At 62.6% G+C, this 14647-nt stretch carries 13 protein-coding genes; 6 read left to right on the forward strand and 7 right to left on the reverse strand.

The window, feature by feature from the left end; translation table 11 throughout:
• Nucleotides 1–40 precede the first annotated feature (40 nt).
• Together P7F60_RS11310 and P7F60_RS11315 are read right to left on the reverse strand one after the other, a co-directional pair.
• Entirely contained in the window at nt 41–1330 is a 1290-nt protein-coding gene (locus P7F60_RS11310; RefSeq protein ID WP_277917828.1) for a replication-associated recombination protein A, read from the reverse strand.
• On the reverse strand, nt 1327–2730 hold the full coding sequence (locus tag P7F60_RS11315) for a DegQ family serine endoprotease (RefSeq protein ID WP_277917829.1): 1404 nt from the start codon (nt 2728–2730) through the stop codon (nt 1327–1329). Before P7F60_RS11315 ends, P7F60_RS11310 begins: the two co-directional genes overlap by 4 nt.
• A 250-nt stretch (nt 2731–2980) precedes the next feature.
• Between P7F60_RS11315 and P7F60_RS11320 the strand changes: the two genes are divergently transcribed.
• Nucleotides 2981–3331, forward strand: a complete 351-nt coding sequence (locus P7F60_RS11320) for a hypothetical protein (RefSeq protein ID WP_277917830.1) — start codon at nt 2981–2983, stop codon at nt 3329–3331.
• A 178-nt stretch (nt 3332–3509) separates the two neighbouring features.
• On the opposite strand, the gene ilvD is transcribed toward P7F60_RS11320, so the two are convergent.
• Complete coding sequence (gene ilvD / locus P7F60_RS11325; protein WP_277917831.1) at nt 3510–5345, reverse strand: dihydroxy-acid dehydratase; 1836 nt, start codon at nt 5343–5345, stop codon at nt 3510–3512.
• Between the two features lie 345 nt (nt 5346–5690).
• On the opposite strand from ilvD, the gene msrP reads away from it, so the two are divergent.
• Together msrP and msrQ are read left to right on the forward strand one after the other, a co-directional pair.
• Nucleotides 5691–6638 carry a protein-methionine-sulfoxide reductase catalytic subunit MsrP gene (gene msrP, locus P7F60_RS11330; protein WP_277917832.1) on the forward strand — a complete coding sequence of 316 codons (948 nt, stop codon included), beginning with the start codon at nt 5691–5693 and terminating at the stop codon, nt 6636–6638.
• Entirely contained in the window at nt 6638–7276 is a 639-nt protein-coding gene (msrQ, locus tag P7F60_RS11335; RefSeq protein WP_277917833.1) for a protein-methionine-sulfoxide reductase heme-binding subunit MsrQ, read from the forward strand. The genes msrP and msrQ overlap by 1 nt, the downstream gene beginning before the upstream one ends.
• Here the strand turns inward: msrQ and P7F60_RS11340 are convergent.
• Nucleotides 7254–8738, reverse strand: a complete 1485-nt coding sequence (locus P7F60_RS11340) for an NAD(P)H-hydrate dehydratase (protein WP_277917834.1) — start codon at nt 8736–8738, stop codon at nt 7254–7256. The two genes, msrQ and P7F60_RS11340, sit on opposite strands and share 23 nt — an antisense overlap.
• Nucleotides 8739–9078: 340 nt before the next feature.
• Between P7F60_RS11340 and P7F60_RS11345 the strand changes: the two genes are divergently transcribed.
• A complete protein-coding gene (locus P7F60_RS11345; RefSeq protein ID WP_018324798.1) occupies nt 9079–9417 on the forward strand; it encodes a P-II family nitrogen regulator in 339 nt (112 codons plus the stop codon).
• Nucleotides 9418–9483: 66 nt separating this feature from the next.
• Nucleotides 9484–10893: a type I glutamate--ammonia ligase gene (gene glnA / locus P7F60_RS11350; protein ID WP_277917835.1), complete on the forward strand. Its 1410-nt coding sequence runs from the start codon at nt 9484–9486 to the stop codon at nt 10891–10893.
• A 140-nt stretch (nt 10894–11033) separates the two neighbouring features.
• On the opposite strand, the gene P7F60_RS11355 is transcribed toward glnA, so the two are convergent.
• Nucleotides 11034–12074, reverse strand: coding sequence for a TAXI family TRAP transporter solute-binding subunit (locus P7F60_RS11355; protein WP_277917836.1), 1041 nt, complete (start codon nt 12072–12074; stop codon nt 11034–11036).
• 22 nt (nt 12075–12096) lie between these two features.
• The gene (locus tag P7F60_RS11360) at nt 12097–13215 is read right to left on the reverse strand and encodes a hypothetical protein (protein ID WP_277917837.1); all 1119 of its coding nucleotides are present in this window, start codon (nt 13213–13215) and stop codon (nt 12097–12099) included.
• 220 nt (nt 13216–13435) lie between these two features.
• Between P7F60_RS11360 and hspQ the strand changes: the two genes are divergently transcribed.
• The gene (gene hspQ / locus P7F60_RS11365; RefSeq protein ID WP_277917838.1) at nt 13436–13765 is read left to right on the forward strand and encodes a heat shock protein HspQ; all 330 of its coding nucleotides are present in this window, start codon (nt 13436–13438) and stop codon (nt 13763–13765) included.
• A 135-nt stretch (nt 13766–13900) separates the two neighbouring features.
• Here hspQ and P7F60_RS11370 read toward each other — a convergent pair whose 3' ends face one another.
• On the reverse strand, nt 13901–14536 hold the full coding sequence (locus tag P7F60_RS11370; RefSeq protein ID WP_277917839.1) for an invasion associated locus B family protein: 636 nt from the start codon (nt 14534–14536) through the stop codon (nt 13901–13903).
• Nucleotides 14537–14647: the final 111 nt, after the last annotated feature.

Here is a 14647-nt window from a genome sequence, read left to right on the forward strand (position 1 = left end):
GAATATTTTATCAGGAGGCGTGGCCCGCAAGGGCCGCGCCTCACTCCGCTTTGCGCTCGCGCTTCAGCTTGGCCCAGAAATCCAGCCGCTTGCGGATATCGCGCTCGAAGCCGCGCTCCGGCGGATCGTAGAAGCGCTGCTGCCCGAGCTTGTCGGGGAAGAAATCCTGCCCGGAAAAGGCATCGGGGTAATCGTGATCGTATTTATAGCCGGCGTGATAGCCGAGTTCTTCCATGAGCTTGGTCGGAGCGTTGAGGATATGTTTCGGCGGCGGCACCGAGCCGGTCTGGCGCGCCAGCGACAGCGCCGCATCGAAGGCGCGGTAGGAGGCGTTGGATTTCGGGGCGGTGCCGACATAATTGATCGCCTGCGCCATGAACAGCCGCCCTTCCGGCCAGCCGATGCGCTCGAAGGCCGTCCAAGCGGTGACGACCTGCACCAGCGCCTGCGGATCGGCCATGCCGATATCCTCCGACGCGATGCAGCAGAGCCGCCGGAAGATCGTGCCGGCATCCTCGCCGGCCACCATCATCCGCGCCGCCCAGTATAGCCCGGCATCGACATCGCTGCCGCGCATGCTCTTGTGGAAGCAGGAGAGCAGGTTGTAATGGCCGTCCTGCGCCTTGTCGTAGATCGGCATGCGTTTCTGCAACACGCCGGCCAGCGCCTTTTCGTCCAGCGGTTCCCCGGGCTCCAGCTCGAACAGATCCTCGGCCAGGCCGATCAGATAGCGCCCATCGCCATCGGCGAGCGACAGCAGTGCGCCGCGCGCCTCCGGGGTCAGCGGCAATGTCTTTTCGCGATATTTTTCCGCCCGTTGAAGCAATAGCTCGGAAGCCTCCGCCCCAAGCGGCTCCAGCGTGAACACCTTGACCCGCGACAGAAGCGCCGAGACGAGCGAAAAACTCGGATTTTCCGTCGTCGCGCCGATCAGCACCACCGTGCCGTTCTCGACATGCGGCAGCATCGCATCCTGCGTCGTGCGGTTGAAGCGATGCAGCTCGTCGACGAACAGCGCCGTCTGGCGGCCGACGACGCGGTCCTTCTGCGCCTCCTCGAACACTTTTCTGAGATCGGCAATGCCGGACATGACAGCCGAAAGCTGGACGAAACGCATGCCGGATTGCTGAGCGACGAGGCGGGCAATGGTCGTCTTGCCGACGCCGGGTGGCCCCCACAAAATAAAGGAGCCGACCTTGCCGGATGTGACCATGCGGGCGATCGGGCCATCCTCGCCGATGAGGTGATCCTGACCGATCACCTCGGAAAGCGCGGTCGGCCGCAGCAATTCGGCAAGGGGCGTCGGCGCGCTCGCCGCAAACAGGTTCATCGGAAGAACTGCCGCAGGCGCTGGCCGTCGCGGTCGATCTCGACCCGCCAGAAACCCGGATCGCCCTGCAGCGCGGCGGCGAAATCCTTGGTCGAGGCGACCGGCGTGCCGTTCAGCGAGACGATGACATCGCGCGGGGCGAAGCCGAGGCGATTGGCCGGCGAGCCGCGCTTGACGTCGGTGATGACGACGCCGGTCGCTTCCGCCGACATGTGCAGTTCATCCGCGACGCGTGGCGACAGGTTGGCGACGACGGCGCCGGCGAAGGGATTGTTGCCCTCGATGGTACGCTGGTCGCGCGGCGAGGTTTCCGGCGCGCCGCTCAGCGTCATCTCCACCGAACGCTCCGTACCGTTGTTCAGTACCTTCAACGCCACGGTCTTGCCGAGGCCGGCGGTGGTCAGGCGATAGGACAGCGCATCGGGATGTTCGACCGGAACGCCATCGACGGCGGAAATCACCTCGCCCGGCTTCAGGCCGGCCTTGGCGGCGGGGCTATCGGGAATGATCTTGATGACCAGCGCGCCGCGCGGCGTGCTCAAGCCTAGCGCCTCCGCGACTTCCGACGTCACCGGCTCGAAGGTGGCACCGACGAAGGGCCGCTCGAAGCTCGACGCGCCCTTGTCGGCGGCGGCGAGGAAGACTTTTACCAGATTGGCGGGAATGGCGAAGCCGACCCCGTTCGAGCCGCCGCCGCGCGAAAAAATCGCGGTGTTGATGCCGATCAACTCGCCCTTCATGTTCATCAGCGCGCCGCCGGAATTGCCGGGATTGATCGAGGCGTCTGTCTGGATGAAGAAGCCGAATTCGGATTTGACGACCTGGTTGCGGGCGAGCGCCGAGACGATGCCACTGGTCACCGTCTGGCCGACGCCGAATGGATTGCCGATGGCGAGCACCAGGTCACCGACCTCAACTGCATCCGAATTGCCGATCGGAAGCGACGGATAATCGCCGCCGGTCTTGATCTTCAGCACGGCGAGATCGACGCGGTCGTCCTTCAGCACGACGTCGCAGGGGTATTCGCGCCCGTCCGACAGCGCCACCTTGATATCGTCGGCGCCTTCGATGACGTGATTGTTGGTGACCACGATGCCCTTGGATTCGACGATGACGCCGGAGCCGAGCGAGGACTGTTTTTCCGTGCGGTTCGGCATCTGCTGGCCGAAGAACTGCTGAAAGAAGGGATCGTCGAAGATCGGCGAGCGGCGCTCGACCATGCGCTCGGCATAGACATTGACGACGGCAGACGCCGTGCGCTTGACCAGCGGCGCAAAGGAGAGCTGCATCTGCTCGTGGCTTTCCGGCAGCACCTTGGTTTCCTGCGCCAGAATCGGTGTCGGCACGGCGATCATCAGGGCCAGAAGGGCGACGGAGGCGCGATAGAACGAAGCGGGCATTCAATTTCCCTCGTGAGGACAGAGTAGTCTTTTAGCGCAATTGCGGGCCGGGAGAGAAGCGAATTTCATCCGTCCGAATGGCGTGAAAACAAGGAGATAGGGTTGGCCGGCACACCGGAAAAGAGGCGGTTTCCCCATACCCCTTCTCTCGGCTTGGAAAAACGGCGGAAGCGTGGACGAAAAGCCGAGGTGAAACCTATCGCCGCGCTCATGCGTTATCTCTACGGATTCATCAGCACACGGGGTTATCATGCTGAAAACAAAAACCGTTCTGCCGGTCATAGCGTTGCTTGCCGCCATGAGTGCCAGCGCGGTCCATGCCGCCAGCTTCGATTGCGAATCGAAAGAACTCAAGCCGGATGAGAAGACGATCTGCGATACGCGTTCGCTTAACGATGCCGATGTGAAGATGGCGACCACCTTTGACATCCTTTCACCCCTGCTTGCCATGGGCGCGCGCGGCACGATGCAGGAACAGCAGGTGAAATGGCTGGCCGAACGCCAGGCCTGCGGCGCCGATGCCGCCTGCCTCATGGCCGCCTATGACAAGCGGCTGAAGGAGTTGGACGAGACCTTCAAGATGATCAACAAGCCGCTTTGAATGCAAAAAGCCCGGCGATGCCGGGCTTGAATTTTTGACAGGGCTTATCCCTCTCCGTCATAGCCGGGCTTGTCCCGACCATCTAAGCACGCGAGATATATCCTTTACCGTCAATACCTTGGCAGGAGTTGGCAGATCCTCGGCACAAGGCCGAGGATGACGTGGAGAGGGTGCAGCCTTACTCCGGCAGGATGCGAACCGCGCCCTTGTCGGCACTGGCGGCGAAGGCGGCGTAGGCCTTCAGCGCGGTGGTGACGTTGCGCTTGCGCGGGGCCGCCGGCTTCCAGCCGAGCTTGTCCTGCTCGGCGCGGCGGGCGGACATTTCGCCTTCGGAAATCGCCAGGTTGATCGTGCGGTTGGGGATATCGATCTCCACGATATCGCCGTTGCGCACCAGGCCGATCGCGCCTCCTTGCGCCGCTTCCGGCGAGGCATGGCCGATGGACAGGCCCGAGGTGCCGCCGGAGAAGCGGCCGTCGGTGATCAGGGCGCAAGCCTTGCCGAGGCCCTTCGACTTCAAGTAGCTGGTCGGATAGAGCATTTCCTGCATGCCCGGGCCGCCCTTGGGGCCTTCGTAGCGGATGACGACGACGTCGCCGGCCTTGACCTCGTTCCCGAGAATGCCCTTCACCGCCGCATCCTGGCTTTCATAGACGACCGCCGGGCCGGAGAATTTCAGGATCGATTCGTCTACGCCGGCCGTCTTCACGATGCAGCCGTCGAGCGCGATGTTGCCGGAGAGCACGGCCAGGCCGCCATCCTTGGAAAAAGGATGTTCCACGGAGCGGATGACGCCGTTTTCGCCATCGGCATCCAGCTCGTCCCAGCGGGCTTCCTGGCTGAAGGCGACCTGGGTCGGGATACCGCCCGGCGCCGCACGGAAGAAGGTGCGCACGGTTTCGCTGCCGGTGCGGGTGATGTCCCAACGGTCGATGGCGTCGCCCAGCGTCGCCGCATGGACGGTCGGCGTGTCGCGATGGATCAGGCCGCCGCGCTCCAGCTCGCCAAGGATGCGCATGATGCCGCCGGCGCGATGGACGTCCTCCATATGAACATCCGCCTTGGCCGGGGCGACCTTGGAAAGGCAAGGCACACGGCGAGAAAGTTGGTCGATATCATCGAGGTCGAAGTCGATGCCGCCTTCATAGGCGGCTGCCAGGATGTGCAGAACCGTGTTGGTCGAACCGCCCATGGCGATGTCGAGCGACATGGCGTTTTCGAACGCCTTCTTGTTGGCGACGTTGCGCGGCAGGATGCTTTCGTCGTCCTGCTCGTAATAGCGGCGGGCGAGATCGACGATCAGGTGGCCGGCCTCGACGAACAGGCGCTTGCGGTCGGCATGGGTGGCGAGCGTCGAGCCGTTGCCCGGCAGGGACAGTCCGAGCGCCTCGGTCAGACAGTTCATCGAATTGGCGGTAAACATGCCCGAGCACGAGCCGCAGGTCGGGCAGGCCGAACGCTCGATGACCTTGACGTCCTCGTCCGAGATCTTGTCATCGGCGGCGGCGACCATGGCGTCGACGAGATCGAGCGCATGGGTCTTGCCGTGCAACACGACCTTGCCGGCTTCCATCGGGCCGCCGGAGACGAAGACGGCGGGGATGTTGAGGCGCATGGCGGCGTTCAACATGCCGGGGGTGATCTTGTCGCAGTTCGAGATGCAGACCATGGCATCGGCGCAATGCGCATTGACCATGTATTCGACCGAATCGGCGATGATTTCGCGCGAGGGCAGCGAATAGAGCATGCCGTCATGGCCCATGGCGATGCCGTCATCGACCGCGATGGTGTTGAATTCCTTGGCGACGCCGCCGGCCGCTTCGATTTCGCGGGCGACGAGTTGGCCGAGATCCTTCAGGTGGACGTGACCGGGCACGAACTGGGTGAAGGAGTTCACCACCGCGATGATCGGCTTGCCGAAATCGCCGTCCTTCATGCCCGTCGCGCGCCAAAGGCCGCGCGCACCGGCCATGTTGCGGCCATGGGTCGTGGTTCTCGAACGATATGCAGGCATGGTGTTATCCTCGACGTCGTTATATCAGGAAAATCTGGAAGCGCCCGGCAAGGACGTCAATGCCGCGCCCGTTAGCTCTTTATTTGTCGCATTTCCGGACGGAAAACCGTTTCACACTTTTCCTGGAAATGCTCTGGTGCCGTTCTCCTAACGCAAACGCCGGAATCTGTCACTATCGGGTCGGGCGATTCCGGTACGCCCGGGCGGACGGTGGATCAAATCTCACCTATCTTACACGAAAACGTGTCCGAAACCCGGTCCGATAGCGCGCCCTTCGCGTAACAAAATGCCATTCCCGCCCGTAATAGCGGTATAAATCCGCAACGCGCACTCAGGATGGTTCCCATGGCTGCCTATCGTCCACCGCATATTCCAAGCTCCGAAATCACCCCGCTCAGCGCCTGGCTGAACCGCCGGCAGTTCATCGCCGCCGCCGGGCTTGCCGCCGGCGGGCTGATTGCGACCAAGGCGCTCGGCGCGCCGCTGACGACCAAACCCGGCGCCTACAAGGTGGATGAAAAGACGACGCCGCGCGAGGACGTGACCACCTACAACAATTTCTACGAATTCGGCCTCGACAAGGGCGATCCGGCAAAACTGTCAGGCGATTTCAAGCCGCGCCCGTGGACGATTAAGGTCGACGGCATGGTCGCCAAGCCCGCCACCTTCGACATCGACACGCTGATCGCCGAATTCCCGCTCGAAGAACGCATCTATCGCATGCGCTGCGTCGAGGCGTGGTCGATGGTCATTCCCTGGGACGGTTTTCCGCTCGCCGCCCTGCTCGACAAGGTCGAGCCGCTCGGCAGCGCCAAATACGTCGCCTTCGAAACCATCGTTCGTCCCTCGGAAATGCCAGGGCAGAGCGGGCTATTCCAATCGTTGAACTGGCCCTATGTCGAGGGCCTGCGGCTCGATGAGGCTCGGCATCCGCTGACACTGCTTGCGGTCGGCCTCTATGGCGAAACCCTGCCGAACCAGAACGGCGCGCCGATCCGCCTCGTCGTGCCGTGGAAATATGGCTTCAAGGGCATCAAGTCGATCGTGCGCATCACGCTGACGGACCAGCAGCCGAAGAATACCTGGCAAATCACCAATCCCGGCGAATACGGTTTTTACGCCAATGTGAACCCGGAGGTCGACCATCCGCGCTGGAGCCAGGCGACCGAGCGGCGCATCGGCGAAGGCGGCTTCTTCTCGGCCGGCGCGCGCCGCCCCACGCTGCCCTTCAACGGCTATGCCGAAGACGTCGCCAGCCTGTACAGCGGCATGGATCTGCGGGCGAATTTCTGATGGCGACGGCGACGCTGATCTTCTCCAAGCGCTGGACCTCAGTTTCGGTCTGGCTGGTCTACGCCATCGGGCTGGTGCCGGCGGCCTGGTCCTTCTATCTTGGCGCAACGGGCGGGCTCGGGGCCGATCCGGTCAAGTCATTCGAGCTCCTGCTCGGGCTATGGACGCTGCGTTTCCTGATCCTGACATTAGCCGTCAGTCCCTTGCGGGAGCTCGGCGGCTGGAGCTTTTTGCGATACCGGCGAGCACTGGGATTGCTGACTTTCTATTATGCGGCCATGCATTTCACCGTGTATGCGGTGCTTGACCAGACGCTGATGCTCGACGCCATCATTGCCGACGTCCTGAAGCGGCCGTTCATCATGTTCGGCATGGCGGGGCTGGTGCTGCTTGTGCCACTGGCCGTCACCTCGAATGCGGCCTCGATCCGCACGCTCGGACCCAACTGGATAAAACTGCATCGGCTCGTTTATATCGTCGCGGCGCTTGGCGTGCTGCATTTCGCGCTGTCGACCAAAGTGCTGAGCCTCGAACAATATATCTATATCGGGCTGATCCTGCTGCTCATCCTCTATCGCGCCGTGCGGCCGATCCTGCGGGAGCCCAAACGCAAGCTCAATCGTCCCCGTAGGGCCTGACGTTATCTGCCAGATCCTCTGCGGTCATGCCGCGTCCGAGCAGATCGGCCGCCTGGCCATGCAGGAAGACGGCGGCGCAGGCCGCCTCGAAGGCCGGCACGCCTTGCGCCAGCAGGCCGCCGGTGATGCCGGCCAGCACGTCGCCGGAGCCGGCCGTCGCCAGCCAGGGTGGCGCGGTGGTGTTGATCGCCGCGCGCCCATCCGGCGCGGCGATCACCGTATCGGCGCCCTTGTAGATGACGACGCCATGGGCGCGGGCGGCGGCATCTTGCGCCTTCGCCACCTTGCCGAGCGTCTCGTCAGCGGCGATATCCGGAAACAGCCGTGCGAATTCGCCCTCATGCGGCGTCAGCACCAGCCTCGTCTCGCCCTCGGAAAACAACGCAAATAATGCTGCAGGATCGTCGCGGAAGGAACTGATGCCATCAGCATCCAGCACCAGCGAACGCTGCGCCAGAAGCGACACGAATTTTCGCGCTTTTTCGCCGATGCCGAAGGCCGGGCCGAGCACGAAGGTCGTAAGACGCGTATCCTCCAGCCAGTCCGCAAGCGCAGCGGCATCCTCGATCTCGCGCAGCATCACGGCGGTCAGCGACGCCGCATTGACCGCCAGCGCATCGCGGGGGGCTGCGACCGTCACCAGCCCGGCGCCGGCGCGAAAACCGGCGCGCGACGCAAGCCGCGCCGCTCCCGTATGTGTGGCCGAACCCGAAAAGACGACGAGATGGCCGCGCTTGAATTTATGCGAATCCGCATCCTCGCGTGGCATGACCGCACCCCACCAGCCGGGATCGTTGATCCGCAGCCTGCCGCCCCAGGCCTCCCTCACGAAGCGATGCGGAATGCCGATATCGAACACCTCCAAAGCACCGCAGAGCGTGCGTCCCGGCAGCAGCACATGCCCGGGCTTTCGCGTCATGAAAGTTACCGTGCGCGCCGCAGAAAAGGCCGAGCCCAGCGCAATGCCGCGCTCGCCGCACAGGCCGGAAGGAAGATCGACCGCCAGCACTGGCACGCCCGCTGCCTTCACCGCCGCTATGACGGCCGCGACCTCCTCCGAGACCGCCCGCGCGAGACCGGCTCCGAACAGCGCATCAATGACGAGATCACCGGCCTGCGGCGCGTAATCCGCCAGCGGCGCGGAGGGGATCGGGCACAGCGCGCGCGCCGTCCGGGCATCGCCCTTCAGCCGGCCGGGATCGCCGAGATGGAAGACATCGACCTTGCAACTGGACTCCAATAGGGCACGCGCCGCGACATAGCCGTCGCCACCATTGTTGCCCGGTCCGCAGAGCACCACGAAACGCAAGGCCTCGCCGAAATGGCGCAGTGCCGAAGCCGCGACCGCCTGCCCCGCCCGCTCCATCAGCCCGAAACTGTCGAGGCCGGAAGCCGCGGCGGCGGCATCGCAGCGATTCATTTCAGCGGGGGTGAGGAGCAGCATCGCAAGAAAATCGGCCATGCTTCATTGTCTGGCTCCATTCCGCCCAAAACACAATCGGAAAACAAAATGCCTTGACGTCGATAATTTATGCATATGCCCAATTTTTGAACATGTTCCTGCTGCCTGAAAAACAGGCGCTCTGTCCATCCGGGCGAACCCCACCGTAACCGGCGTCGATTCACATAAAATTTGGGCAGCAACGGCTGGCCTTTTTGAAAAATTCAGGCGAAAACCTTGGAGACGGACCATCGGAGGCAGCGACGCCAATGCCTGCGGTCGGTCTGGCATGCAATGTGCATGAGGGTCGCCGGCGGGAACATTCCTGCTGCAATGGGGAGAAGCGGAGAGATATTTTCTCATGAAAAAGATCGAAGCGATCATCAAGCCTTTCAAGCTCGACGAGGTGAAGGAAGCCCTTCAGGAAGTCGGCCTTCAAGGGATCACCGTCACGGAAGCGAAGGGCTTCGGTCGCCAGAAAGGCCACACGGAACTGTATCGCGGGGCGGAATATGTCGTCGATTTCCTTCCGAAAGTGAAAGTCGAAGTCGTATTGGCGGATGAAAACGCCGAAGCCGTGATCGAGGCCATCCGCAATGCGGCCCAGACGGGGCGCATCGGCGACGGAAAGATCTTCGTGTCCAACATCGAAGAGGTCATCCGTATCCGCACCGGCGAAACGGGCATCGACGCCATTTGAAATCTTAGCTCCGCCCCCTGAGGGCCGCGGAGCCTATATTCGTCATCTTATTCAAGGAAACCGTCTATGACGACCGCAAACGATATCCTGAAACAGATCAAGGAAAACGACGTCAAGTTCGTCGATCTGCGCTTCACCGATCCCAAGGGCAAGCTGCACCACGTCACGATGGACGTCGTCTGCGTCGACGAAGACATGTTTGCCGACGGCGTCATGTTCGACGGCTCCTCGATCGGCGGCTGGAAGGCGATCAACGAATCCGACATGGTGCTGATGCCGGATCCGGAAACGGTCCATATGGACCCGTTCTTCGCCCAGTCGACCATGGTTATCCTTTGCGACATCCTCGACCCGGTTTCCGGCGAAGCCTATAACCGCGATCCGCGCGGCGTCGCCAAGAAGGCCGAAGCCTATCTCAAGGCATCGGGCATCGGCGACACCGTCTATGTCGGTCCGGAGCCGGAATTCTTCGTGTTCGACGACGTCAAGTACAAGGCCGACCCTTTCAACACCGGCTTCAAGCTCGACTCCTCCGAGCTGCCGTCGAACGACGACACCGACTACGAGACCGGCAACCTCGGCCACCGTCCGCGCGTCAAGGGCGGCTATTTCCCGGTTCCGCCGATCGACAGCTTGCAGGACATGCGCTCGGAAATGCTGACCGTTCTCGGCGAGATGGGCGTCGTCGTCGAAAAGCATCACCATGAAGTCGCTTCCGCCCAGCACGAGCTCGGCATCAAGTTCGACACGCTGGTGCGCAACGCCGACAAGATCCAGCTCTACAAATACGTCGTGCATCAGGTCGCCAACGCCTATGGCAAGACCGCGACCTTCATGCCGAAGCCGATCTATGGCGACAACGGCTCGGGCATGCATGTCCACCAGTCGATCTGGAAGGGCGGCAAGCCGACCTTTGCCGGCGACGAATATGCAGGCCTGTCGGAAAGCTGCCTCTACTACATCGGCGGCATCATCAAGCATGCCAAGGCGCTGAATGCCTTCACCAACCCGTCGACGAATTCCTACAAGCGTCTCGTCCCGGGCTATGAAGCGCCGGTGCTGCTGGCCTATTCGGCCCGTAACCGCTCCGCCTCCTGCCGTATCCCGATCGGCTCCAGCCCGAAGGCCAAGCGCCTGGAAGTCCGCTTCCCGGATCCGGTCGCCAACCCCTACCTCTCCTTCGCCGCCATGCTGATGGCCGGCCTCGACGGGATCAAGAACAAAATCCATCCCGGCAAGCCGATGGACAAGGATCTCTACGACCTGCCGCCGAAGGAGCTGAAGAAGATCCCGACCGTCTGCGGCTCGCTCCGCGAAGCGCTGGAAAGCCTCGACAAGGACCGCAAGTTCCTGACCGCCGGCGGCGTCTTCGACGACGACCTGATCGACAGCTTCATCGAACTGAAAATGCAGGAAGTCATGCGCTACGACATGACCCCGCACCCGGTCGAATTCGACATGTACTACTCCGCCTGATCGGCGCGACGACTCTTTATTTTGTCGCATTTCCGGACGGAAAACCGGTATCCACTTTTCCTGGAAATGCTCTAAAGGCCCCGGTTTTGCCGGGGCCGGATATGGAACCGGCGGCCATTGGCCGCCGGTTTTGCTTTGGCTTACTGCTTTTTCAGACGCTGTTTCAGCAGGTTCAGATATTCCTCGTCTGCCCCTCCCGCCGCCGGCTGCTGCTGGACGGGCGCCTTGCAATCGGGCTTGTAATCGGCCTGCATACCCTTCTTGACGCAGATGCCGACCTGCCAGCCGGGCGGCAGCGCGGTCAGGTCGACGGTCTTCCACTTCGGATGGCCGCGCTCGGCGAGCTGGTCGAGATGACCGAGGATCAGGCTCGAGAAATCCGCCACCGCCTTGCAACTGTCGCGCTGATAAGCGTTGCGCTTGACGTCGTAATCATAGGTCATCAGCACCGCCTTGACCGCGATCAGGTCGAGCGGCTCGTCCTGGAAAGAATAGGTGCCGGCTTCGATGCGCGAGGGCGTGTAGGTGGCGAGCAGCGGCTGGTCCGTGATCGGCAGCAGGTGGAATTTCGCCGGGTCGATCTTGCTGTCGCGGAACAGTGGCGCCGGCGCGCCGGCCACGTAGAAGAAGGCGTCGATCTCGCCGGAAAGCAGCTTCGGCAGCGCCTCGTCGGGATTGAGCGGCAGGCGCTCGCCACCCTTGACCTGCAGGATATCGAGGATCAGCGACGAGGTCAGGAAAGTGCCGCTATCCTTCTTGCCGACGGCGATCTTATGTCCGGCCAGCCCCTTGAGGTCGGCGATGTCCTTGCGGGCGAGCACATGGACTTCTTCGTTATAGAGCGGGAACATGATGCGCACGCCGCGCACCGCCTGCTGCACATCGGGATCGTTAGCCTCGAAGGTTTTCAAATATTCCAGCACGTCGCTCTGGACGATGCCAAACTGGGTGTTGCGGCGATTGCGCACGCCGACGAAGTTTTCCAGCGAGCCGGCGCTTTCGATGACGTTGAGCGTCTGGCCGCATTCCTTGCCAAGCGCGGCGATATCGCGGCCGATCTGGATATAGGTGCCGGTCGGCGCGCCCGTCATGATGCTGCGCTCGAATTCCGCCGCAAGCGTGCCGGTTCCCGCCAAAATCATCACCGCCGACGCCAGCGCCGCACCCCACCGAACCACCATGTTCCCTCCTTTTCGCGTTTGATCAGCAGTCGCTCTGCAAATCCCGGATCATGTTGCGCAGCGTCACCAGCGGTACACGCCCGAAGGCGCTCTCCAGCGCGGTCGCCACGCAGGCGCCGGCGATCAATTGCCGCTTGAGATCGTCACGCTTGTCATCGCTAAGCCCGGCAAGGCCCGGCGTGCGTCCCAGCACGCGCTCCACCGTATCGGCCGGGCGCGGCGTCACGGTCTCGGTGGGCGCCGCAGGCTGCTCGGCGGCAGGTGGTCCACCGGCGGGCTGATCGCCTGAAGGCTCCCTGGTCGCCTGCTGCGACAGCGCATCGCGCTCGGCGGTGACGCGGGCCAGATCCGCCTGCAGGCGCTGCTGCGACTGGCGCGCCGCAGCGAGATCGCCACTTATACGCGCCAGCGCCTGGCGGGCATCGTTGGCCGCCTTTGCCTGCTCACCAGCTTCGGTCTTCGTCTTGTCCAGTTCGGCAGTCAGCGTCTTGATGGTCAGGCTGGTCTCGCGGGCCACCTGCATACTGTCCATCTCGCTGTCGCGGGCCTTGTCGCGCTCCGCCGCCGCACTGCGAAGATTGGCCTGCGCCTCATCGAGGCTGGCCTTGAGGTCGCCGGTCTGCTTCAGCGCCGCATCGCGGGCCTGCTCGGCATCGGCCAGCGCTTTGGTCAGACGGGCGCGGGCGCCGTCGGCATCGGTGTTGCCCTGCTCGGCCAGTGTCAGACGGCGGGTAAGGCCGTCGATCTGCGCCCGCAGGCCGGCTGCCTCGTTGCCCAGGCGATCATTGTCTTGCTGCAGCTTGTCGCGGGATTGGGTCATCCGCGCCAAGTCGTCCTGCAGCTTGCGCTCCTCGGCGTCGGCGGCCTGATTGTCCTTGGACTTGTCGCCATCGGCGGCCATCAGTTTCAGGGTCAGATCGTCGAGTTCGGCGGACTGGCGGCGAACCTGATCGGCGAGCTTGTCGCGCTCCTCCTGCACCGCCTGGTAGGTCTGGCGCTCCTGATGGCCGGCGTAACGCACATAACCATAGCTTCCGGCGGCGCCGATCAGCAGGCTCGCGACGATCGCCAGCACCATGCCGGAGGAATTGCCGGGTCGGCGGCCGTTCGTCGTCCCGCCTCTGCCCCATTGATTGGTCACGGATATCACCCGGAATGCGGTTGCATGGAGGATTGAGGTAGCGCGAAACGGCCGCAGGCGCAAGCAAGCCGGGGCGGACGCACACGGAGGCGGCAGCCGTTTCCCCTTGAGACAGGTGAATCAGCCCTTGTCGCCCTATGACAGGATTTTAACAGCAATGCCGTGAAACTCTTGATCGTGGCGACCGTTATCACCACATACAGGACGAAAGGAAAATGCCATGAAACAGAGCAACGCGAAATTCAATATCGGTGAAGTCGTCCGCCACCGGGTTTTTCCGTTCCGCGGTGTTGTCTTCGATGTTGACCCCGAATTCGCCAACACCGAAGAATGGTGGAACGCAATTCCGGCGGAAATCCGTCCGCACAAGGACCAGCCTTTTTACCACATCCTCGCCGAAAACGACGAGACGGAATATGTGGCCTATGTCTCGGAGCAGAACCTGATCTCCGACCAAAGCGGCACGCCGCTGCGCAATCCGCAGGTCATGCAGATTTTCGATCCGCAGTCGGCCGGCCGTTACCGTCCGAAGTTCAATATCGCTCACTAAGCATTTCCAGGAAAAGTGTGAAGCGGTTTTCCGTCCGGAAATGCGTCATATAGATCTGAAGCAATCGTCCTCCCAAGACGAAAAAGCCCGGCCGCGACAATCGCGACCGGGCTTTTCTTTGCCTCAAAGGGCAGATTACTGCTGAGTGGCAGCCTTCTGAGCGTCTTCCAGCTTCTTACGGGCTTCCTCGGCCTTCTTTTGCATGCCTTCTTCCAGGCTGCGCTGGCTTTCGGCCAGCTTCGATTCGGACATCGGCTCGCCGTCATAGGCGCCGGTGAAACCGGTCAGCGGAATCTTGATCGGGTTCGGGGCGCGGCGGAAGTTGATCGAGGTGAAGACGACCTCGTTGCCCTTCTTCAGCGATGCGATCATGGCGTCGGTCAGGACGATTTCGGCGGTGCAGCGGTCGGGCAGGCAGACGGCATAATCCAGCTTCTGGCCCTTGCCGCCGTCGATCTGCATAACGACGCCCGGCGGGATCAGGCGCGCGGAGGGAACCGAGACCTGGAGCAGCTTGCGATTGACCTTGCCCGAGACCGAGATCAGGCCGACGGCGGTGATCATCTGGCCGCTATTGGCGCGCAGGATGTTCTGAACCGCACAGATGTCGTTGTCTTCCTGCTTCGAGCAGGTCTTGAACCAGCCGAGCGGCGGCTGGCCGGCGGGTGCGGCCTCCTGCGCGCTGGAGACGGACGGCATCGCCGCTGCGCCGAAAGAAACTGCGAGCGCCGAGAGGGCTGCACGCGTGAAAGTGGTTGCCTTGATCATCATAACGAAATCCGTCTCCTGAAATCCGGTGCCCGGGCGGTTCTCCACCGGTCCCGACTGATTTGGTCCATTCCGCCGTCACCTGTCGCGCAAATGAGGCAAATACATGACCCC

It is taken from the genome of Rhizobium sp. YJ-22 (genome assembly GCF_029601685.1).
Classification (GTDB): Bacteria; Pseudomonadota; Alphaproteobacteria; order Rhizobiales; family Rhizobiaceae; genus Metarhizobium.

Excerpts from the sequence above, each read along its gene's own strand:
- glnA (WP_277917835.1), top strand. The coding sequence starts at position 9,484 with ATGACGACCGCAAACGATATCCTGAAACAGATCAAGGAAAACGACGTC.
- P7F60_RS11370 (WP_277917839.1), bottom strand. The coding sequence starts at position 14,536 with ATGATGATCAAGGCAACCACTTTCACGCGTGCAGCCCTCTCGGCGCTC.
- P7F60_RS11340 (WP_277917834.1), bottom strand. The coding sequence starts at position 8,738 with ATGGCCGATTTTCTTGCGATGCTGCTCCTCACCCCCGCTGAAATGAAT.
- msrP (WP_277917832.1), top strand. The coding sequence starts at position 5,691 with ATGGCTGCCTATCGTCCACCGCATATTCCAAGCTCCGAAATCACCCCG.
- P7F60_RS11315 (WP_277917829.1), bottom strand. The coding sequence starts at position 2,730 with ATGCCCGCTTCGTTCTATCGCGCCTCCGTCGCCCTTCTGGCCCTGATG.
- P7F60_RS11320 (WP_277917830.1), top strand. The coding sequence starts at position 2,981 with ATGCTGAAAACAAAAACCGTTCTGCCGGTCATAGCGTTGCTTGCCGCC.
- ilvD (WP_277917831.1), bottom strand. The coding sequence starts at position 5,345 with ATGCCTGCATATCGTTCGAGAACCACGACCCATGGCCGCAACATGGCC.
- hspQ (WP_277917838.1), top strand. The coding sequence starts at position 13,436 with ATGAAACAGAGCAACGCGAAATTCAATATCGGTGAAGTCGTCCGCCAC.
- msrQ (WP_277917833.1), top strand. The coding sequence starts at position 6,638 with ATGGCGACGGCGACGCTGATCTTCTCCAAGCGCTGGACCTCAGTTTCG.
- P7F60_RS11355 (WP_277917836.1), bottom strand. The coding sequence starts at position 12,074 with ATGGTGGTTCGGTGGGGTGCGGCGCTGGCGTCGGCGGTGATGATTTTG.
- P7F60_RS11310 (WP_277917828.1), bottom strand. The coding sequence starts at position 1,330 with ATGAACCTGTTTGCGGCGAGCGCGCCGACGCCCCTTGCCGAATTGCTG.
- P7F60_RS11345 (WP_018324798.1), top strand. The coding sequence starts at position 9,079 with ATGAAAAAGATCGAAGCGATCATCAAGCCTTTCAAGCTCGACGAGGTG.